The sequence below is a fragment of the Rhodococcus sp. YH1 genome, from assembly GCF_009939605.1.
Lineage (GTDB): Bacteria > Actinomycetota > Actinomycetes > Mycobacteriales > Mycobacteriaceae > Rhodococcus > Rhodococcus aetherivorans.
Genome location: NZ_WVTE01000043.1, coordinates 1 through 18623 on the forward strand (window position 1 = coordinate 1; position 18623 = coordinate 18623).

The 18623-nt window shown below is 72.0% G+C and carries 18 protein-coding genes and 1 pseudogene; 13 read left to right on the forward strand and 6 right to left on the reverse strand.

What is annotated here, in order from left to right; translation table 11 throughout:
• Positions 1-103 precede the first annotated feature (103 nt).
• From AIIKEEIJ_RS04635 to AIIKEEIJ_RS04665, 7 genes and pseudogenes are all read left to right on the forward strand, one after another.
• Positions 104-292 (forward strand): annotated as a pseudogene (locus AIIKEEIJ_RS04635) (SufE family protein); the annotation flags it as partial.
• 6 nt (positions 293-298) lie between these two features.
• Complete coding sequence (locus AIIKEEIJ_RS04640; protein WP_161995052.1) at positions 299-1741, forward strand: condensation domain-containing protein; 1443 nt, start codon at positions 299-301, stop codon at positions 1739-1741.
• A gap of 120 nt (positions 1742-1861) precedes the next feature.
• Complete coding sequence (locus tag AIIKEEIJ_RS04645) at positions 1862-3658, forward strand: acetyl/propionyl/methylcrotonyl-CoA carboxylase subunit alpha (RefSeq protein WP_006939582.1); 1797 nt, start codon at positions 1862-1864, stop codon at positions 3656-3658.
• An 83-nt stretch (positions 3659-3741) separates the two neighbouring features.
• Complete coding sequence (locus AIIKEEIJ_RS34255) at positions 3742-4353, forward strand: DUF1707 SHOCT-like domain-containing protein (RefSeq protein ID WP_161995053.1); 612 nt, start codon at positions 3742-3744, stop codon at positions 4351-4353.
• 20 nt (positions 4354-4373) lie between these two features.
• Positions 4374-4754 (forward strand): DUF1707 SHOCT-like domain-containing protein, encoded by a 381-nt coding sequence (locus AIIKEEIJ_RS04655; RefSeq protein ID WP_043801426.1) that lies wholly within the window; start codon positions 4374-4376, stop codon positions 4752-4754.
• Positions 4755-5015: a hypothetical protein gene (locus AIIKEEIJ_RS04660; protein WP_161995054.1), complete on the forward strand. Its 261-nt coding sequence runs from the start codon at positions 4755-4757 to the stop codon at positions 5013-5015. It abuts the gene before it with no gap.
• Positions 5012-5353 carry a VanZ family protein gene (locus AIIKEEIJ_RS04665; protein WP_006939589.1) on the forward strand — a complete coding sequence of 114 codons (342 nt, stop codon included), beginning with the start codon at positions 5012-5014 and terminating at the stop codon, positions 5351-5353. Before AIIKEEIJ_RS04660 ends, AIIKEEIJ_RS04665 begins: the two co-directional genes overlap by 4 nt.
• Positions 5354-5387: 34 nt before the next feature.
• On the opposite strand, the gene AIIKEEIJ_RS04670 is transcribed toward AIIKEEIJ_RS04665, so the two are convergent.
• Positions 5388-6221 (reverse strand): tyrosine-protein phosphatase, encoded by an 834-nt coding sequence (locus tag AIIKEEIJ_RS04670; RefSeq protein WP_161995055.1) that lies wholly within the window; start codon positions 6219-6221, stop codon positions 5388-5390.
• Positions 6222-6714: 493 nt separating this feature from the next.
• On the opposite strand from AIIKEEIJ_RS04670, the gene AIIKEEIJ_RS04675 reads away from it, so the two are divergent.
• Positions 6715-8544: a sensor histidine kinase gene (locus AIIKEEIJ_RS04675; protein ID WP_338020905.1), complete on the forward strand. Its 1830-nt coding sequence runs from the start codon at positions 6715-6717 to the stop codon at positions 8542-8544.
• A gap of 39 nt (positions 8545-8583) precedes the next feature.
• Here AIIKEEIJ_RS04675 and lat read toward each other — a convergent pair whose 3' ends face one another.
• Positions 8584-9927, reverse strand: coding sequence for an L-lysine 6-transaminase (gene lat, locus AIIKEEIJ_RS04680; RefSeq protein WP_161995056.1), 1344 nt, complete (start codon positions 9925-9927; stop codon positions 8584-8586).
• A 66-nt stretch (positions 9928-9993) separates the two neighbouring features.
• On the reverse strand, positions 9994-10443 hold the full coding sequence (locus tag AIIKEEIJ_RS04685; protein ID WP_006939604.1) for an Lrp/AsnC family transcriptional regulator: 450 nt from the start codon (positions 10441-10443) through the stop codon (positions 9994-9996).
• Positions 10444-10479: 36 nt separating this feature from the next.
• Here AIIKEEIJ_RS04685 and amaB point away from each other — a divergent pair, with 36 nt between their 5' ends.
• Positions 10480-11985 (forward strand): L-piperidine-6-carboxylate dehydrogenase, encoded by a 1506-nt coding sequence (gene amaB, locus AIIKEEIJ_RS04690; protein WP_161995057.1) that lies wholly within the window; start codon positions 10480-10482, stop codon positions 11983-11985.
• A complete protein-coding gene (locus tag AIIKEEIJ_RS04695; RefSeq protein ID WP_161995058.1) occupies positions 11982-13142 on the forward strand; it encodes a hypothetical protein in 1161 nt (386 codons plus the stop codon). The genes amaB and AIIKEEIJ_RS04695 overlap by 4 nt, the downstream gene beginning before the upstream one ends.
• A gap of 10 nt (positions 13143-13152) precedes the next feature.
• On the opposite strand, the gene AIIKEEIJ_RS04700 is transcribed toward AIIKEEIJ_RS04695, so the two are convergent.
• From AIIKEEIJ_RS04700 to AIIKEEIJ_RS04710, 3 genes are read right to left on the reverse strand one after another with little or no spacing between them, the layout of a single operon-like run.
• Positions 13153-13587 carry a pyridoxamine 5'-phosphate oxidase family protein gene (locus AIIKEEIJ_RS04700; RefSeq protein ID WP_006939609.1) on the reverse strand — a complete coding sequence of 145 codons (435 nt, stop codon included), beginning with the start codon at positions 13585-13587 and terminating at the stop codon, positions 13153-13155.
• Positions 13584-13961 carry a hypothetical protein gene (locus AIIKEEIJ_RS04705; protein ID WP_006939610.1) on the reverse strand — a complete coding sequence of 126 codons (378 nt, stop codon included), beginning with the start codon at positions 13959-13961 and terminating at the stop codon, positions 13584-13586. Before AIIKEEIJ_RS04705 ends, AIIKEEIJ_RS04700 begins: the two co-directional genes overlap by 4 nt.
• A gap of 22 nt (positions 13962-13983) precedes the next feature.
• Positions 13984-14952, reverse strand: a complete 969-nt coding sequence (locus tag AIIKEEIJ_RS04710; protein ID WP_161995059.1) for a hypothetical protein — start codon at positions 14950-14952, stop codon at positions 13984-13986.
• Between the two features lie 139 nt (positions 14953-15091).
• Between AIIKEEIJ_RS04710 and AIIKEEIJ_RS04715 the strand changes: the two genes are divergently transcribed.
• Genes AIIKEEIJ_RS04715 through AIIKEEIJ_RS04725 form a run of 3 tightly spaced genes read left to right on the forward strand, consistent with a single transcriptional unit; the run spans position 15092 to position 18611 of the window.
• Positions 15092-16636 (forward strand): AMP-binding protein, encoded by a 1545-nt coding sequence (locus AIIKEEIJ_RS04715; RefSeq protein WP_161995060.1) that lies wholly within the window; start codon positions 15092-15094, stop codon positions 16634-16636.
• On the forward strand, positions 16633-18003 hold the full coding sequence (locus AIIKEEIJ_RS04720; RefSeq protein WP_202916590.1) for an FAD-linked oxidase C-terminal domain-containing protein: 1371 nt from the start codon (positions 16633-16635) through the stop codon (positions 18001-18003). Before AIIKEEIJ_RS04715 ends, AIIKEEIJ_RS04720 begins: the two co-directional genes overlap by 4 nt.
• Positions 18004-18047: 44 nt before the next feature.
• Positions 18048-18611, forward strand: a complete 564-nt coding sequence (locus tag AIIKEEIJ_RS04725) for a hypothetical protein (protein ID WP_161995062.1) — start codon at positions 18048-18050, stop codon at positions 18609-18611.
• The last annotated feature ends 12 nt before the right edge of the window (positions 18612-18623 follow it).

Below are 18623 nucleotides of genomic sequence, written 5' to 3' on the forward strand. Positions count from 1 at the left end.
AGTACACCCGCCGGGATGGGGTAGTCCTCGAGTTCGGTGAACTCCATGGCATCTCAGGAACGCAGATGCCGCTTGATGCGTGCCAGCATCGCGCTCATTCCCCGAGGCCCCGACCACCCGCGGATTCGCATCGATCCTGCATCAGGGGCTCGACGGTCTCAGCGCCGAGCAGATCCTCGAGGTGCCCGACGACTTCTACTCGGCCCTCGGGCTGGCCGACGCGGTCAGCCCGCTGCGCCTGCGGGGAATGAGCGCGATGCTGGCACGCATCAAGCGGCATCTGCGTTCCTGAGATGCCATGGAGTTCACCGAACTCGAGGACTACCCCATCCCGGCGGGTGTACTGACCGAATGGCTGCCGTGCGTCGCAGCGGATGCCTGGAGCACCGATCCGCGACCGGTGTCGTACGTGCACGAGGCACATCTGCGGCGCACCGCGGGCAGCCGGTACGGCGACGTCCCGGACGCGTGGCTGGGCACCGCCTTCGAGGTCGCGGGACGCCTCGAGGAGGAGCCGTTCCGGCGCGCCCTGGAGCGGTGGATCGACCGGCACGAACCGCTGCGCAGCCAGGTCGTCCTGAGCGGTGACGGCGCCGTCGGCTCCGGCGGCGTGACCCGGCGGACCGCGCCGCCGGGCGCGGTGTCGGTCCGATTCGTCCGGCACCTGCCGTCCGCCCCGGACGACATCCGCGAGCACCTCGAGCAACTGCTGGCCGACTGCACCGAGCCGCACACGTGGCCGGCGTATGTCTTCGCCACCCTCGAGCCCGAGGACGGGGACGCGTCCGCGGCGTCGTTCACGGTGTTCTTCGCCGCCGACCACGCCGTCGCCGACGCCTACTCGGTCGTGCTGGTCGCCCACGAGATCACGGCCCTGTACGAGCAGGAGCGGTCCGGCCGGCCGGCCGGACTGTTCCCCGTGGGCAGCTACATCGACTTCGGTGCCGCGGAGCGGGCGGACGCCGCCGATCTGGCCGGCGAGCACGAGGCCGTGCGGATCTGGCGGGAGGCCCTGACCGCCGGCGGCGGCGCGATGCCCGAGTTCCCGTTGCCCCTCGGCCCCCGGCCGGCCGGTGCGGTGCCGCAGCGCCGTCTGTCGATGCGGATGCTCGACGACGACCGGGCCAACCGCTTCGCCGCCCGCTGCCGGGAGGCCGGGCACGGCTTCTTCGCCGGCACGCTCGCGTGCCTCGCCCGCGCCACGGTCGAGCTCGCCGGGGTCGACCGGTTCCGGACGATCGCGCCGTCCCACACCCGCAGCGGTCCGATGTGGGCCGGGGCCCTCGGCTGGTTCGTGGGGCTGCGCCCGGTCGACATCGATGCGGCCGGGGCCACGGACTTCGCGACGCTCACGGCGCGCGCGGGCGCCGAGCTGCGCCGCACGCGGGCGAGCGCCCGGGTGCCGTTCGACCTGGTCGGCGAACTGCTCGAGGTACCCATGCGACCGCGATTCCTGGTGTCCTACATGGACGTTCGCTTCGTCCCCATGGCCGCGCAGTGGCCGCAGTGGAACGCCCGGACGCTGCGCAGCCGCAGCTACACGCACGACGTGTTCCTGTGGTTCAACCGCAGCCCGAAGGGAGTGAACCTGGCGGGCCGGTTTCCCGACACGCCGACCGCCGCGGCCAACGTGCCGTCGTTCGTCGAGCGGGTCCGGGAATTGATGCACGAGGCGAGCGAGGGCCGCGAGTGGGACACGCCGGAACTCGGGAACGAGGGCGCTTCCGCTACCGGCCGGTAATGTTGCCGGGTTCCGGGCGACCCGTAGGGTGTAGGGGCTATCCGGTTACATCGTCTATCGGATTGGCGCCTACACTCCCAGAGACGGCAATAACCTAACGATCGATCAACAGGAGGCTCCGTGCCCAGTCATGCCAGCGCGCACATCACGAAGGTGCTCGTCGCCAACCGCGGCGAGATCGCTGTGCGGGTCATCCGAGCCGCCAAGGATGCCGGTTACGGGAGCGTGGCCGTCTACGCAGAACCCGACGCCGACGCCCAGTTCGTGAAGCTCGCCGACGAGGCATTCGCGCTCGGTGGCCAGACCTCCGCCGAGTCCTACCTGGTGTTCGACAAGATCCTCGACGCCGCCCGCAAGTCCGGTGCCGACGCGATCCACCCCGGCTACGGCTTCCTGTCCGAGAACGCCGACTTCGCGCAGGCCGTGATCGACGCCGGTCTGATCTGGATCGGCCCCTCCCCGCAGGCCATCCGCGACCTCGGCGACAAGGTCACCGCGCGGCACATCGCCGAGCGCGCCAAGGCACCCATGGCCGCCGGCACCAAGGATCCCGTCAAGAACGCCGACGAGGTCGTCGAGTTCGCGAAGCAGTACGGCGTGCCGGTCGCGATCAAGGCGGCCTTCGGTGGTGGCGGCCGCGGCATGAAGGTCGCGCACACCATCGAGGAAATCCCCGAGCTGTTCGAGTCCGCGACCCGCGAGGCCATCGCCGCCTTCGGCCGGGGCGAGTGCTTCGTCGAGCAGTACCTCGACAAGGCGCGCCACGTGGAGGCGCAGGTCATCGCCGACCAGCACGGCAACGTCATCGTCGCCGGCACCCGCGACTGCTCGCTGCAGCGCCGCTTCCAGAAGCTCGTCGAGGAGGCCCCCGCGCCGTTCCTGACCGACGAGCAGCGCCGCCGCATCCACGAGTCCGCCAAGGCCATCTGCCGCGAGGCCGGCTACTACGGCGCCGGCACGGTCGAGTACCTGGTCCAGGGCGACACGGTGTCCTTCCTCGAGGTCAACACCCGCCTGCAGGTCGAGCACCCGGTCACCGAGGAGACCGCCGGCATCGACCTGGTGCGCCAGCAGTTCCGCATCGCCAACGGCGAGAAGCTCGAGCTCACCGAGGACCCGGCCCCGCGCGGGCATGCGTTCGAGTTCCGCATCAACGGTGAGGACGCCGGCCGCGGCTTCCTGCCGGCCCCCGGTCCGATCAGCGTGTACCGCGAGCCCTCGGGCCCGGGCGTGCGCGTCGACTCCGGTGTGGTGCAGGGCGACGTCATCGGCGGCCAGTTCGACTCGATGCTCGCCAAGCTGATCGTCACGGGCGAGACCCGCACCCAGGCCCTCGAGCGTGCTCGCCGCGCCCTCGCCGAGTTCGAGGTCGACGGCCTGGCCACCGTGATCCCGTTCCACCGGCACATCGTCGAGCACCCCGCCTTCGTCGGGGACGGCGAGAAGTTCGACGTCTACACCAAGTGGATCGAGACCGAGTGGGAGAACACCGTCGAGCCGTACACCGGCGGTGGGGTCGCCCCCGAGGACGAGGACGAGGCGCTGCCGCGGCAGAACGTCGTCGTCGAGGTCGGCGGCCGCCGCGTCGAGGTGTCGCTGCCCGGCCAGTTCACCCTCGGCGCCGGCGGCGGTGCCGCCGGCGGGGCGCTCCGCAAGAAGCCGAAGCCGCGCAAGCGGGGCGGCGCCCACGGCGGCAAGGCCTCCGGTGACGCGGTGACCGCGCCGATGCAGGGCACCGTCGTCAAGGTCGCGGTCTCCGAGGGTCAGGAGGTCGCCGAGGGTGACCTGATCGTGGTGCTCGAGGCCATGAAGATGGAGAACCCGGTCAACGCGCACAAGGCCGGCGTCGTCACCGGCCTGTCGGTCGAGCCCGGCGCCGCCATCACCCAGGGCACGGTGCTCGCCGAGCTCAAGTAGCAGTTCCGCCTGCGACGGCGCGCCCCGCGAATCCTCGGATTCACGGGGCGCGCCGTCGTTCGTTCCGGGACTAGGGTGGTGATATGGCCGATTCACCGGAGGTCCGTATCGGCACGGCCGAGCGCGAACAGGCCCAGCGCCTGCTCGGCGAGCACTTCGGTGCCGGTCGCCTCACCCTCACCGAGTTCGAGGACCGCAGCGGCCGCATCGCCGCCGCCGTCACCCGCCGCGATCTCGCGGTCCTGTTCATCGACCTGCCCACCGTCACCGGCCGGGCCGACGGGCACCGGCGCGGGTGGTGGCTTCTGGTCCCGGTGGTGGTCCTCGGACTGGTCGCGTTCTACCAACTCCTGGAACCGAACGTGTGGATCATGACGGGCGCGACGGTCGCCGCCACCGTCGCCGTCCTTGCCGCCCGCGCCCGCGGCGGACGACCGCGCACGGCCGAGCCGGCCTTTCTCCGCGACGTCCCGCCGCTCCCCGCCCCCGCCGCCCGGGACCCGCACTTCCGGGACCCACAGCCATCCGCGACGCGCGACGTCCCGGACCTGGTGTGGCTGCTGACGATGAGCATGTTCGCCGTCGCGCCGGCGCTGGTGCTGCGGCACCCCATCGCGCTGCTGATCTCCGCCGTCGCGCTGATCCTGATCATCTCCCGGGCATTCCGGACCGGGACCGGCGGGACCGGTCGCTGACGACCCATTAGTGTGGACCCATGGCCGACTCTCCCGAGGTCCGCATCGGCACCGTCGAACGCGAACAGGCACTGAACCTGCTCGGTGAGCACTTCGGTGCGGGCAGGCTCACCCTCGTCGAGTTCGACGAGCGCAGCGCGAAGGCGGCCGCCGCCACCACCCGCGCCGAACTCGACGCCCTGTTCACCGACCTTCCCCCGGCGACCCCGAACACGCCTGCGCCGGTGGACGACACCGCGAAGGCCGAGCAGCGGGAGAGGTGGCGCACCGCCGCCATGGGGCTGATCCCCCTCGTCGCCCTCCTGCTGTTCTTCGTCTCCGGCAGCTGGTTGTGGTTCCTGCTGATCCCGGCCGCGGGCATCCTGTACTCCGCGACCAAGGGCACGAAGGGCGGCTGCTGAGTGGACCCCGTCGAGATCAACGCCGGCAACTGGTACCTGCTCGCCGAACGCCCCGACGAGTGGGCCGCCGGCACGGGCTACCACTGGTCGGTGCGGGAGGCGACGACCGCCGATGTCGAAGCCACCGTGGAACTCCGGCCCGACGGGACACTGACCGGGTCGGCCGAACCCGGTTGCGAGGATGCGCTGGCCGCCGCGTTGGCCGCCGTGCGCCGGTTCGCCGAAAGCGCCTGGAACATGGCGGTCACCGAATCTGCATGACCGCCCGATTCGTCCCGGTGGCGCTCACGCTCGTGGTCGTCACCGTGCTGCTCATGCTGCCGGGCGATACGACTCCGTCGGCGTTCCCGCACGCCGACAAGATCACGCACGCACTGATGTTCGCGGTGCTCGCCTACGCGTCCCGCTTCGCCCGGATCCCGCCCGCCGCGACCGTCGCGTGGCTCGCGGTGTACGGGGTGGTCACGGAGGTCCTGCAGGCGACCGTCGCGGTCCGGCGGTCGGGGTCGGTGTGGGACTGGTGCGCGGATCTGCTCGGCGTGGCGATCGGTGTCACGGTGTTCGAGGCCGTACGCCGACGGAGTCGCTCGGAACCGTAGGGCCCGGCGCCTGCGCCGTCCGCTCCCCCGGCCCTCATTCCAGGAGTCGTTGCCGTAGCAGCGCCCGAGCGGAGTCCGTGAGCCCCAGGGCGTCGCTCAGGTAGCGGTCGAACGACCCGAACGCCTCCTCCGCCGCCGCGAGCGCCGTCGCGAGGTACTCGGCGCGGACACCGAGGACGGATTCGAGGTCCCCGCGGGGCACCCCCTTCGCCGTGAGCGCTTCGAGGACCGGGGCGAACACCGGCAGCAGCCGCTCGTTGGTGAGCAGGTAGTCCTCGAAGACGGTGTCCTCGTCCACGCCCAGCGCGAGCAGCAGGACGGCCGACGCCCACCCCGTGCGGTCCTTGCCGGTGGTGCAGTGCACGAGCACCGGGTCGGCGTCGCCGGTCAGCAGGGTCTGCAACAACGTCCGGTATGCGGCGCGGGCGCTCGGCAGCAGGACGAAGTCACGGTAACTGCCCCGCAGGTATTCGGCGCCGCGCCCGTCCCCGAGGACCTCGCGGGCGAACGCGGCGTCGGTCAGAAGCTCCTTCATGTGCGCGGCGATCGAACCGTGCTCGCGGTCGGCGAGCACGTCGAGGGCGAGGGTACGCACACCCTCCGGGAGCCGGTCCGGCGCCGCCTGCCGCTCCGGTTCGGTCCGCAGGTCCACGACAGTCGCCAGGCCGAGCCCGGACAGCACCCGCGCATCGGCGTCGGTCACCCGGCTCAGGTCGGTGGACCGGAAGACGATGCCCCGGCGCACCGACGCACCGTCGCGCGTGGCGTATCCACCGACATCGCGCAGGTTCGGTATCGAGGTCGCTTCGGGACCGGGCATCGGCCCTCGGGAGGTGGGGGTACCGGGACGACCGGCGGAGTCCGACATGCGCCCACCCTAACCGGGTCGGTTCACCCGTCCGGATCGGTGCACCCGGTCCGATCCGCCGGAGCGACGCCGGGCGCACGCGGAGATCCGGGCGATCGACGCGAGTGCCGGATTCGCCGGCAGCCGAGTGTCACAGGACCCACCCACTACCGCGTGAGGGCGCGGATGACGTCCTTGATGCTCGCGTCGTCGGGCAACACGAGCGGCAGCAGGTTCGTGAGGGCATTCACGATGATGGTGAACCGCATTGCCGTCTCCTTCGGTTCTTGCGGCGCTCTCGCTACCGCTACCGCTTCCGTGCGGCCCGGCGGGTTCCGGACCCACCACAACTGTGCGGTTCGGCCCCCGTCGCTGCATCCGTGGTGACACCGGAATGCGGGACCGTGGTGACACCCGCACGCGGTCCGTGCCAGCACGGTGGTGCCGGCGACGGCGCGGGAGGAGACTGAGACGGTCCGGGAGGAGACCGAGACGGTCCGGGAGGAGGCCGGCCGTGCGGCACCGAGTCATCCAGCTGCTCGTCGTGGTCACCGCGGTGCTGGTCGCGGCGATCGCCGCGGCGGTGGACTGGTCGCCGGCGGCGCTGCGGGATCCGGCCCGCACGCTGCTCCTCGGGCCGCGCGAGTCCTTCGCTGCCGCCGAGGGCCCGTTCCTGCCGGTGTTCGGCCCGACCGAACTCGGGTTGTTCCTCGGCGCCGGTGTGGCGTTCGTCGTGGCCGGCGCGATCGCGTGGAACACCCGCCCGCACGACCTGACCGGTCCCCTCGTCCTCATCGCCGGCCTGCTGTGGTTCCTCGGTGGTCTGCGACGCTCCGGCGAACCCGTGGCCTTCACCGTCGGCGTGGCGGCGACGAACCTGTACCTGCCCGTCCTGCTCCAGGCCCTCGTGGGGTTCCCGACCGGCCGGCTGCACCGACGGTGGCAGCGTCTGTTCGTGGGCGCCGCGTGGCTTCTCGCCACGATCGGCATCGTGGCCGAGTGGCTGTTCTTCGATCCGCGGACCGCACCCGCGGCGTCCCCGTCGACGTCGACGAATCTGCTTCTCCTGCGCGATGATCCGTCCCTCGCACGGATCGTGCAGCTCGTCGTCGGGTTCTGCGCCTTCCTGATCGTGGTGACACTCGTGGTGGTGGTGGTCGCGCGCTGGCGGTCGGGGTCGCCGGCGTACCGGTCCGGGTTCGCTCCCCTCGGCGTCGCGTACGGCCTCTCGGCGGTAATCACGCTCGCCGTGCTCTCCAGCGCGGTGAGTCTTCCGTGGTCGCCGCCGACCTGGGTGCTCAACCTGCGCTACCCGACCACGGCGCTGTTTCCGCTGGCGGTGGCGGTCGGTCTCGTCCGGTACCGGCTGGCGCGTGCTGCGGTCAGCGACGCGATGGTGGAGATCGGTTCCGCCCCCATCGGTGTCGGATTCGTGGACGCGCTGCGGCGGGCCGTGCACGACCCGAGCCTGGTGCTGTGGACCTATGCGCCGGAGCGCGCGGCCTACGTCGATCCGGACGGGTCGGTCCACGCTCTTCCCCGCCGTTCCGATTCTCGCGCGGCGACCATCCTCGAACGCGGCGGCACTCCCGTGGGGGCCTTGGTGTACGACCCGTCCCTCGAGACCCAACCCGAGCTGCTCGCCGCGGTCCACAGCGCCACCGCGCTGGCTCTCGAGCACGAACGGTTGCAGGCGGACCTGCAGCTCCGGCTCGACGAGGTACGGCGCTCCCGCGAACGGATCGTCGCGGCCGGCGACATCCAGCGGCGACGCCTCGAGCGCGACCTGCACGACGGTGCGCAGCAACGGCTCGTCGCCGCGTCGCTGTTGTTGCGCCGCGCCCAGCGCGCCGGGGAGGAGGCCGATCTGCGCCGGCTGCTCGCGGACGGTGCCGCCGAACTCGACACCGCCCTGACGGAACTGCGGGAGCTCGCCCGGGGTGTCTACCCGGCGGTGCTCACCGAGCGCGGGCTCGCGGCTGCGCTGCGCTCGCTGGCCGAGCGGGCACCCGTGCCCGTCGGCATCGACGACGGCCTCCCCGGCCGGCCCTCGCCTCCCGTCGAGCTCGCCGCGTACCTCATCGGGGCGGAGGCCGTCACCAATGCCGGAAAGCACTCCGGGGCCACTGCCGTCCGCATCTGCCTGCACCGGGCGGGTGATGCGCTGCGCGTGACGATCCGTGACGACGGATGCGGTGGCGCGCGGCCGACGCCCGGCGGGGGGCTGGACGGGCTGCGGGATCGGACCGAGGCTCTCGGCGGCGACCTCGTGCTCGACAGTCCCGAGGGCCGCGGCACGACCGTCGACGTCACGCTCCCGTTCCACCTCGACGTCGAGTCCTGACCGGGTCCGACTCTGCCGGACGGTTCCCGGCCCGGCGGATCAGTGCCGTGCCACCTCTCCCAGCACGCGGTCCAGCGCGTCGAGCGCCTCGTCCAACTCGGCGGTGGTGACCGTCAGCGGCGGCCGGAACCGGATGCCGCGCTGCCCGGTTCCGATCATCAGCACGTGCTCGTCGACCCGCAGGCGGGTGAGCACGGCGTCGCGGACGGTGGGCGTGGGCAGGGTGAACGCGCACATCAGGCCGCGTCCGCGCGGCTCGCCGACCAGCCGGTGGCGGCCGGCGAGCTGGTTCAGCCCGGACAGCAGATGCGCCCCGGTCATGCGCGCCCGGTCGACGAGCCGGTCCCGCTCGATCACCTCCAGAATGCGCCGGGCGCGGACCATGTCGGTCAGGCTGCCACCCCAGGTGGAGTTGAGCCGCGACGAGACCATGAAGACGTTGTCGGGGATCTCGTCGATCCGGCCGCCGGCCATGATGCCGCAGACCTGGGTCTTCTTACCGAAGGCGACGATGTCGGGTGCGACGCCGAACTGCTGGTACGCCCAGGTGGTTCCCGTCAGCCCGACGCCGGTCTGCACCTCGTCGAAGATCAGCAGCGCATCGTGCCGGCGGCACAGTTCCGCCATGGCCTGGAAGAACTGCGGCCGGAAGTGATGGTCGCCGCCCTCGCCCTGGATGGGTTCGGCGATGAAACACGCGATGTCGTGCGGATTCTCGGCGAACGCCCGGCGCGCCTGCTGCAGCGCATGCGCCTCCGCGGCCTCGACGTCGCGGTCGTCGGCGAGGTAGGGCGCGTCGATGCGCGGCCAGCGGAACTTGGGGTACCGGGCCGTCTTGATCGGGTCCGTGTTGGTGAGGGACATCGTGTAGCCGGTGCGACCGTGGAATGCCTCGGTCAGGTGGAGAACGCTGCCCCCGAGGTCGGAGCCGAGTCCGCGCGCCTCGTTGAGCCGGCTCTTCCAGTCGAAGGCCGCCTTGAGTGCGTTCTCCACCGCGAGCCCGCCGCCGTCGACGAAGAACAGGTGCGGCAGGGCCGGGTCGCCGAGCACCCGCGCGAAGGTGTCGACGAACCGGGCCATCGCCACCGTGTAGATGTCGGAGTTGCTGGGCTTGTTCGCGGCGGCCGCGGCGAGTTCGGCGGCGAACGCCGGGTCGTCGACGATGTCGGGCGGGTTCATCCCGAGCGCGGAGGATGCGAAGAACCCGAACATGTCGAGGTAGGTCGTGCCGTCCCGTTGATCGACGAGCCGCACGCCCCGCGATCGGTCGAGGTCGAGGACGAGGTCGAACCCGTCCACCAGCAGATGTTCGCGCAGAACGGCGTGTACCCGGCTCGGGGGCAGCTCGCGGGCACCGTCCGGGTGTCGGAATGCAGTGCTCATGCCCAGAGAGTACGTCAAAGTTCCGCCAAGATCGGCGCGATAAAGGAAGATCACCCCTTCCTTCGACTATCGTTCGTAAAATGTTTGGAGGATGACGGTGCTGCGGGTGGCCACATTCGCCGTCGCGCGGATCTCCTGGAGCAGTTGTTCGAGCGCCCGAGGCGAGGCGACGCGCACGAGCAGGATGTAGCTCTCGTCCCCCGCCACGGAGTGGCAGGATTCGATGGCGTCGATGTGCCGCAACCGCGCCGGCGCGTCATCGGGTTGGGACGGGTCGAGAGGGGTGATCGCGACGAACGCCGACAGCATCAACCCGAGCGCTTCGGGATCGACCTTCGCCGCGTATCCGCGGATCACCTGCCGGGCTTCGAGGCGGCGAACCCGGGACTGCACCGCGGAGATCGACAATCCGGCCTTCTCGGCGAGAGTGGCCAGCGTCGCCCGGCCGTCCACCACCAGTTCGCGCATGAGCAGCCGGTCGATCTCGTCCAGGGACTCCTTCGAGTTTTCCGCCATCAGCGCAGGCTAATCGAACCGGAAAGGACATCGACGATGAATCCGACTGGCAATCTGCACGATCGCGCCGCGGCCGCGCTGCGTCGCTGCGGGGCGAGCGCCCCCGCCCTCGACGGCGCCCACACGGTCACCAGCCCGATCGACGGCTCGGAGCTCGCGCGGTTGCACCCCGCCCGCGGCGCGGACGTCGACGCCACGGTCGCCGCGGCGAGCGCGGCCTTCGGGCACTGGCGGCAGGTCCCGGCGCCGATGCGGGGACGGCTGGTCCGCAGGCTCGGGGACCTGCTCGGCGAGCACAAGTCCGATCTCGCCGAGCTCGTCACGCTCGAGGCCGGGAAGATCCCCTCCGAAGCGCTCGGCGAGGTGCAGGAGATGATCGACATCTGCGAGTTCGCGGTCGGCCTCTCGCGCCAGCTCTACGGCCGCACGATGCCCTCCGAGCGACCCGGCCACCGGCTGATGGAGACGTGGCATCCGCTGGGGGTGGTCGCGGTGATCTCTGCGTTCAACTTCCCCGTCGCCGTGTGGTCCTGGAACACCGCGATCGCGCTCGTGTGCGGCGATCCGGTGGTGTGGAAGCCCTCCGAGAAGACCCCGCTCACGGCGCTGGCCTGCCACGCGCTGCTCGAGCGGGCCGCGGGCGACGTGGGCGCCCCCGCCGGCCTGCACCACGTCCTGGTCGGCGACGCTGCCGTCGGCGAGGCGCTGGTCGACGATCCGCGCGTCGCGCTGGTCAGCGCGACGGGCTCGATCCGGATGGGCCGCATCGTCGCGCCCCGGGTGGCGGCGCGGTTCGGGCGCTGCCTGCTCGAACTCGGCGGCAACAACGGCGCGATCGTCGGCCCCTCCGCCGACCTCGACCTCGCCGTGCGGGCCGTGGTGTTCGCCGCGGCCGGCACCGCCGGGCAGCGCTGCACCACCCTGCGACGGCTGATCGCCCACCGCTCCGTCGTCGACGAGCTGACCGAGCGGATCGCCAAGGCCTACTCGGGGCTGCGGGTGGGCGATCCGTTCGACGACGGGGTGCTCGTCGGACCGCTGATCGACGGCCGTGCCCACGCCGCGATGCGGACCGCGCTCGAGCGCGCCGAACTCGACGGCGGCATTCTCGTCACGGGCGGCGACGCGGTCGAGGTCCCCGGTGACGGGGTGTACGTCCGGCCCGCGGTCGTGCGGATGCCGGCGCAGACGGACGTGGTGCGGGAGGAGACGTTCGCCCCGATCCTCTACGTGCTGACCTACGACGGCTTCGACGAGGCGATCGCCCTGCACAACGGGGTACCCCAAGGACTTTCGTCGTCGATCTTCACCACCGACCAGCGCGAGGCCGAGCGCTTCCTCGCCGCCTCGGACTGCGGCATCGCCAATGTCAACATCGGCACCTCCGGCGCGGAGATCGGGGGCGCGTTCGGCGGCGAGAAGGAGACCGGCGGCGGCCGCGAGTCGGGTTCGGACTCGTGGAAGGCGTACATGCGCCGCGCCACCAACACGATCAACTACTCCGACGATCTGCCGCTGGCGCAGGGTGTGGAGTTCGGTTGAGCGACAAGCTGGTTCCGTACCGACTGTGGGGGTGCCGACCGGACCGGTTCGACACCGAGATCGAGGGCGAGTTCGCGTGGACCGACCACATCGTGCGGACCCTCGGCGCGGCGTTCGAGCCGGCCGGCGCCGAGATCCGGAGGGAGGTGTCCCTGCTGCCGGAGACACACGGCGTCAGCGTGCGCGCGGACGGGCTGACGCTGGGCATCCTCGGCGACGGCGACGCGCTGCGCTACGGGCCGGTGCTCCGCCGTGTCGTCGCAGGCGGGTATCTGCCGACCGTGCCGGGCCGCATCTGGGCCGCCGATGCGGGCGCCTACAACGACGACCCGGCCCGCAGCAGCCGCGTCATCGCCCGCGTCTCGGTCAGCCTCGGCGCCCCGGCCCGACTGGTGCCCCGCAACGATCCTCCGGACGTGCCCTACACGCTGCTGCCCCCGGGCCGGACCCTCCAGGTCACCGGGGAGGAACGACACTTCGACCTGCTGCACCCCTACGCCGACCCGCCCGGCAAGTACGCCCTGCTCGTCACCCTCCACGAGGCGGACGGCGCGCTGGTGGAGGTGCGGGTGGACGACCGGGCGTGCGGATACCTCGGCCGGCGGTCCAGTGCGCGTCTGCTGCCGATCGTGACGCACCTGTCCGCGCGTGGACTCGGCACCGCCGCGCGGGCCGCGGTGAGCGGATCCCGGCTGGCGGCCGAGGTGACGGTGTCGGTGACGCCGGCCGACGAGATCGACGAGCGCGTCCTGGACGGACCGCCGGTGGTCGTGCCGCGGCTGGCGCCCGGCCCGGTCGCCGACCCGCCCGACCCGGTGCTGCCGATGCACCGGTACCACGGGTGGGGCGGGCAGATCGTCGTGCAGGGCGACCGGCTGTGGATCCTGCGGGAGGGCCCCGTGGCGCGGGCGTTGGGTCCGGTTCCGTTGACGCCCAAGCGGATCCGTCTGCGGGACGTGGTGGACGTGCAGTTCCGCCCGGCGCTGCCCCAGACCGACGGCATGCTCCGGATCGTGACGGGCAGCGGCCGGGACGGCGCGCCGGCGTCGGCGGATCCCGACACGGTGGTGTTCCACCATCCCGACCGGCAGCGATTCCAGGCGCTCGCCGAGTGGCTGCGGCACGTCGCAGCCGTGAACGCCGGACCGCCGTCGTGAGAGGCACCCCTCAGGGCCGCCGCAGCAGCTCGGCCTCCCCCGGTTCGACGACGATCGTGGCCGGTTCGGTCCGGCCGTAGTACCGCGTACGCAGGAGCCAGCTCCGCGCGTGGGACAGTTCCGAGCGCCACCCGGCCAGGTAGTACTTCCGGCCGAAGCGGGCCATGACGGTCGCCGGTGGCCCGCCCGGCCGCACGGTGGCCCGGCCGTGCAGCCGCAGGACGGGTCCCCGCTCGCCGTCGTCGAGCAGCACCACGACGTCGGGATTCGCGGCCGCGTTGCGCGCCGCCACGGTGCTGCGACCGGTGCCGAAGTACAACCGGCCGTCGACCTGCACGAACCACAGCGGGGCCAGGGCCGCCGCGCCCTTCGGGGAGCGGGTTGCCAGGCGCGCGACGAGGGCACGGTCGAGGAAGTCGCGCACGACGGCGTCGTCGGCCTTCACGCGTCCCGCTCCTCGTGCAGGGTCGCGTAGTCCCACGCGGTGGCCCGCCGGGGCGTGAACACGAACCAGGCGAGGTCCTCGCGACCGTCGGGGGCGGGGGCATCCGCTGCGGCGAGGCGTCCGCGCCAGTTCACCGCCCGCAGCTCGAACCAGAATTCGCCGTCGTCGAGCAGGACGGTGACCCGGTCGAGACCGGCCGACGGCGGCACCGACTCCCGCGGCACACCGACCCACAACTCGCCGTCGCGTCGCCGGACCCGCGCGGGCAGCGCAGTGACCGCACCGGCGTCGTCGAACGCGACCGCCGCCCGACCGTGCTCGAGCAGCCTGCCGGCAAGCGGTTCCGGTTCGACGCGCTGGGTGATCCGCCCCATGCCGACAGACGATACCGCCGGATCATCCGCGGCGGCCGGGATCGCGCGGGGCCGGCCGGATCCGGATCGGTTCGGGCACCGTGACGGTCTCGTTGCCGGGCAACGGCTCCCCGCGGCGCCGCCCGACGTCGGCGACCGTGTCGACGTCCGCGAGCGGCTGCGCCCCCTGCCGCGCGACGGTCTCGTCGTAGAGCTCGAACCACGGGAATCCGCGCCCGGTGTAGTCGGCGGCGGCCAGGGGCCGGGTCGGTGGGGCCTCCCCGGTGACCGTGCGCCACTGCTCGCTGTTCACCAGGTGCACGTCGACGACCGAGCGGTGGTCGAGGTCCCACGCATCGTGCGGTTCGACCGGGGTGGCGACGCCCTGCTCGACGGACCCGCCGGCACCGAGCCCCATGGCCGCGGCCGGCGCGAAGGAGTGCATCGGACGCCGGGCGTCGAACTCGGCACGTTCCTCCCATCGTCGCGCCCGCATGGGGTACGCCGCGATGCGGATCCCGCCCTGCGCCGGCCCGGACCGCAGCTGCTCCTCGACGCCGTAGCCGGAACCGAGCGGCATCGCGACGAACTGGCGCACCCGCCCCTGCGCCACGACGAAGCCGTCGAGCCACGGTTGCGCCGGCACCTCGAGGTAGTCCTCGCGTTCGAAGTCCGGCACCGTCGACCAGGTTTCGCCGGTGAGCGCGTCGACGTCCCCGGCGGCGACCTTCACCAGGAACGGGTACCGGGACTCGAACCCGAGCCAGCACGCCTCCGACTGCCACATCGGCATCACCAGTCCGCCGCGGGACCGCCACGAGTCCGGTATCCGGGCGTCGTCGAGTCCGGCGACGGTCCGCAGCGGGAACCGTCCCAGGCCGGGCGGCAACGGGTAGGTGTTGCCGTCGTCCGGCACCCGCAGGGTGCGGTGGAACGAGACGGCCATGCGGGCGGCGGCGTGCACCTCGGGGAACTCGAACACCAGGCGGTCCTTCTTGAGAGCGAGCGCCACGTCGTCCCTCCCGTCCGCATGCTCCGGTGCCGTTCACGTGCGGGTGAGGGTACGCCGACCGGACGGGCCGGTCGAGCAGTTGCGCCGAGCGCCTCTCGGCTCACGTGACCCGGGCCACAGCTGTGGTAGACCAAGGGGCATGTTTCCTGGGAACTTCGTCGCCACGACCCCCGACAAGCCCGCCATCGTGCGGCCCGCCACCGGGGAGTCGCTCACCTACCGGCAGCTCGACGGGAGCTCCGTCCGCCTCGCGAAATACCTGCGCGCCGCCGGACTCGAGCCGGGCGACCACATCGCGCTGATCTCGGACAACGACCTGCGGGTGATGGAGGTCTACTGGGCGGCGCTGCGTTCCGGCCTGTACGTCACGGTGGTCAACTGGCACCTCACCCCCGCCGAGGCCGCCTACGTGGTCAACGACTGCGGCGCGAAGGTGCTCCTCGCCTCGGCGGGCGCGGCGACCGCGATCGACACCCGTTCCGGGGCCTACCCGAACGTGATCCGCCGGCTCGTGTACGGCGGTGCACTGCCCGGCTTCGACGACTACGCCCACGCGCTCGCGGCATTCGACGCCTCGCCGCTGGAGTCGCAGCCGCGTGGTCAGGACATGCTCTACTCCTCGGGCACCACCGGCCGGCCCAAGGGCATCAAGCCGAAGCTGCCCGAGGGACAGGTCCAGGACGTCCCGGACCCCTACACGGCGGTGTTCGCCCCGATGTACGGCTTCGATGCCGAGTCGGTGTACCTATGCCCGGCCCCGCTGTATCACGCTGCGCCGCTTCGCTTCTGCGGAGTAGTGCAGTCCGTCGGGGGCACGGTGGTCCTCATGGACCGGTTCGAGCCGGAGGAGGCGCTCGCCCTGATCGAGCGTTACCGCGTCACCCACAGCCAGTGGGTGCCGACGATGTTCGTGCGGATGCTCAAGCTCCCCGAGGAGGTGCGCGGCAAGTACGACATGTCGAGCTTGAAGGTCGCCATCCACGCGGCGGCGCCGTGCCCGCCGGAGATCAAGCGCGCCATGATCGAGTGGTGGGGCCCGATCGTGTACGAGTACTACGCCTCCACCGAGGGCGCGGGGGCCACGTTCATCGACTCGGAGCAGGCGCTTGCACACCCGGGATCCGTGGGTCGCGACGGCGTGATGGGCGTCGTCCACATCTGCGACGACAGCGGCGCCGAGCTGCCGGTCGGTGCCACCGGCACGGTGTGGTGGGAGCGCGACGAGCGGCCGTTCGAGTACCACAACGACCCGGAGAAGACCGAGGAGGCGACGCACCCCGATCATCCGACCTGGACCACCAGCGGCGACATCGGATACCTCGACGAGGAGCGCTACCTGTACCTCACCGACCGGGCCGCGTTCACGATCATCTCCGGCGGCGTGAACATCTACCCGCAGGAATCGGAGAACGTCCTCACCCTGCACCCCAAGGTGTACGACGTCGCGGTGATCGGGGTCCCCAACGAGGAGATGGGCGAGGAGGTCAAGGCCGTCGTCCAGCTCGCCGACGGCGTCGAGCCCGGACCCGAGGTCGAGCGCGAGCTCCTCGACTTCGTCCGCGAGCGCGTCTCCCACTTCAAGGCGCCGCGCAGCATCGACTTCTCCGACGACCTGCCGCGCACGCCCACCGGCAAGCTCGTCAAACACAAGCTGCGCGCCCGCTACCTCACCCCGGCAGGCTGACCGTGTCCGCCGATCTCGCCGAGCTCGCCGACCAGCTCCCGGCCGGCGCGCTGATCACCGATCCGGACCTGCTCGCCGGGTACCGGCAGGACTGGGCCCGCGATCCGGACGCGGCGGTGCCGCGCGCGGTCGTGCGGGCCACGCGCACGGCGGACGTGCAAGCCACACTGCGATGGGCGAGCGCCCGCCGGGTGCCCGTGGTGCCGCGCGGCGCGGGCACCAGCCTGTCCGGCGGGGCGGGCGGGGTGCCGGGCGGGATCGTGCTGAGCACCGAGCGGATGCGGGCGATCACCGTGGACCCGGTCACCCGCACGGCGGTCGTCCAGCCGGGACTGCTCAACGCCGAGGTCAAGCGGGCCGCGGCCGAGCACGGGCTGTGGTATCCGCCCGACCCGTCCTCGTTCGAGATGTGCACGATCGGCGGCAACGCGGCGACCAACGCCGGGGGGCTGTGCTGCGTGAAGTACGGCGTCACCACGGACTACGTCCTCGGCCTCGAGGTGGTGCTCGCCGACGGCACCGCGGTGCGGCTCGGCGGACCCCGCCTCAAGGACGTGGCGGGCCTGTCGCTGACCAAGCTGTTCGTCGGCAGCGAGGGCACCCTCGGCATCATCACCGAGGTGACCCTGCGGCTCCTCCCGCCGCAACCGCCGGCATCGACGATGGTCGCCACGTTCGGCTCGGTCCAGGCCGCGGCCGACGCGGTGCTGGCCGTGACGGCCACGTTGCGCCCGGCGATGCTCGAGTTCATGGACCGCGCCTCGATCAATGCGGTCGAGGACGCGCTGCACATGGGACTGGACCGCGACACCGAGGCGATGCTCATCGCCCGGTCCGACGCGCCCGGCACGGCCTCGGCGCAGGAGATCGCGACGATGGTGCGGGCGTGCGAGGACGCCGGTGCCGAGGAGGTGTTCTCGACCGACGACCCCGAGGAGGGCGAGGCGTTCGCGGCGGCGCGGCGGATGGCCATCCCGGCGGTCGAACGGACCGGCAGCCTGCTGCTCGAGGATGTCGGCGTGCCCCTGCCGGCCCTGCCGGCACTGGTCGGGGGTGTCGCCGAGATCGCCGACCGCAATGCGGTGACGGTGGCGGTGATCGCGCACGCCGGCGACGGCAACACCCATCCGCTGATCGTGTACGACCCCGCCGACGCCGACCAGACGGCCCGCGCGCACGTGGCCTTCGGGCAGATCATGGACCTGGCGATCGCGCTGGGCGGCACCATCACCGGGGAGCACGGGGTGGGCCGGCTGAAGAAGGCGTGGCTGCCGGATCAGGTGGGTCCCGACGTGATGGCCCTGACCCGGCGGATCAAGGCGGCGCTCGACCCGGAATCCATCCTCAATCCGGGCGTCATCCTCTGAAGCAAGATCGAGTACGGTGGCCGCGTGCGTGAGGACCGAATCCAGTGAACGCCCGTACGCCCTTGTCGCCGGCGGGCCTGCCGCTGCGCGACACCCGCTACCGGACGTTCGAGCAGTACCCGGAGTTCGCCGCGGCGACAGCCTGGCTGCGCGACTACGTGCGCGCCGCGGTGCCCAACCCGAGGATGAGTGAACGCGAGTACTGGTCGGTGGTGTGCCTGCCGCCGCACGACGGCTCCATCGAGGCGGAACCGCTGGTGAGCGTGCACGTCGGCGCGATCGAGGCCGCGGGGCTGTACGTGGAGGCCCCGGCGGCGCAGCCCCGCCGGATCGGCGGCCGGGTCACCGTGGCCGTCGACGACCTCGAGGCGGCCGCCGGAACGAGCGTGGACGTGCTCGCGGCGGCCCACTCGGACCTGCGGTTCCGCCCCGACGGGCCGGTCGTGTCGATCGGCTGGTCCGCCGGACCCGCCAGCCGCGCGCAGTTCGCCGCCGTACCGTGGGAGCCGGCCGCCGCCGCACTCGTCGGACGCGTGATGCGCAACGGCAAGTGCCGATGGTCGGCTCACCACTGCGCGCAGCTCGCTCGGTTCGCGCTGGCCGACTGACGTCCGGCCCCC

Coding starts and splice junctions, on each gene's coding strand:
- AIIKEEIJ_RS04640 (WP_161995052.1), top strand. CDS start 299: ATGGAGTTCACCGAACTCGAGGACTACCCCATCCCGGCGGGTGTACTG.
- AIIKEEIJ_RS34255 (WP_161995053.1), top strand. CDS start 3,742: ATGGCCGATTCACCGGAGGTCCGTATCGGCACGGCCGAGCGCGAACAG.
- AIIKEEIJ_RS04655 (WP_043801426.1), top strand. CDS start 4,374: ATGGCCGACTCTCCCGAGGTCCGCATCGGCACCGTCGAACGCGAACAG.
- AIIKEEIJ_RS04665 (WP_006939589.1), top strand. CDS start 5,012: ATGACCGCCCGATTCGTCCCGGTGGCGCTCACGCTCGTGGTCGTCACC.
- AIIKEEIJ_RS04670 (WP_161995055.1), bottom strand. CDS start 6,221: ATGTCGGACTCCGCCGGTCGTCCCGGTACCCCCACCTCCCGAGGGCCG.
- lat (WP_161995056.1), bottom strand. CDS start 9,927: ATGAGCACTGCATTCCGACACCCGGACGGTGCCCGCGAGCTGCCCCCG.
- AIIKEEIJ_RS04685 (WP_006939604.1), bottom strand. CDS start 10,443: ATGGCGGAAAACTCGAAGGAGTCCCTGGACGAGATCGACCGGCTGCTC.
- amaB (WP_161995057.1), top strand. CDS start 10,480: ATGAATCCGACTGGCAATCTGCACGATCGCGCCGCGGCCGCGCTGCGT.
- AIIKEEIJ_RS04705 (WP_006939610.1), bottom strand. CDS start 13,961: ATGGGGCGGATCACCCAGCGCGTCGAACCGGAACCGCTTGCCGGCAGG.
- AIIKEEIJ_RS04715 (WP_161995060.1), top strand. CDS start 15,092: ATGTTTCCTGGGAACTTCGTCGCCACGACCCCCGACAAGCCCGCCATC.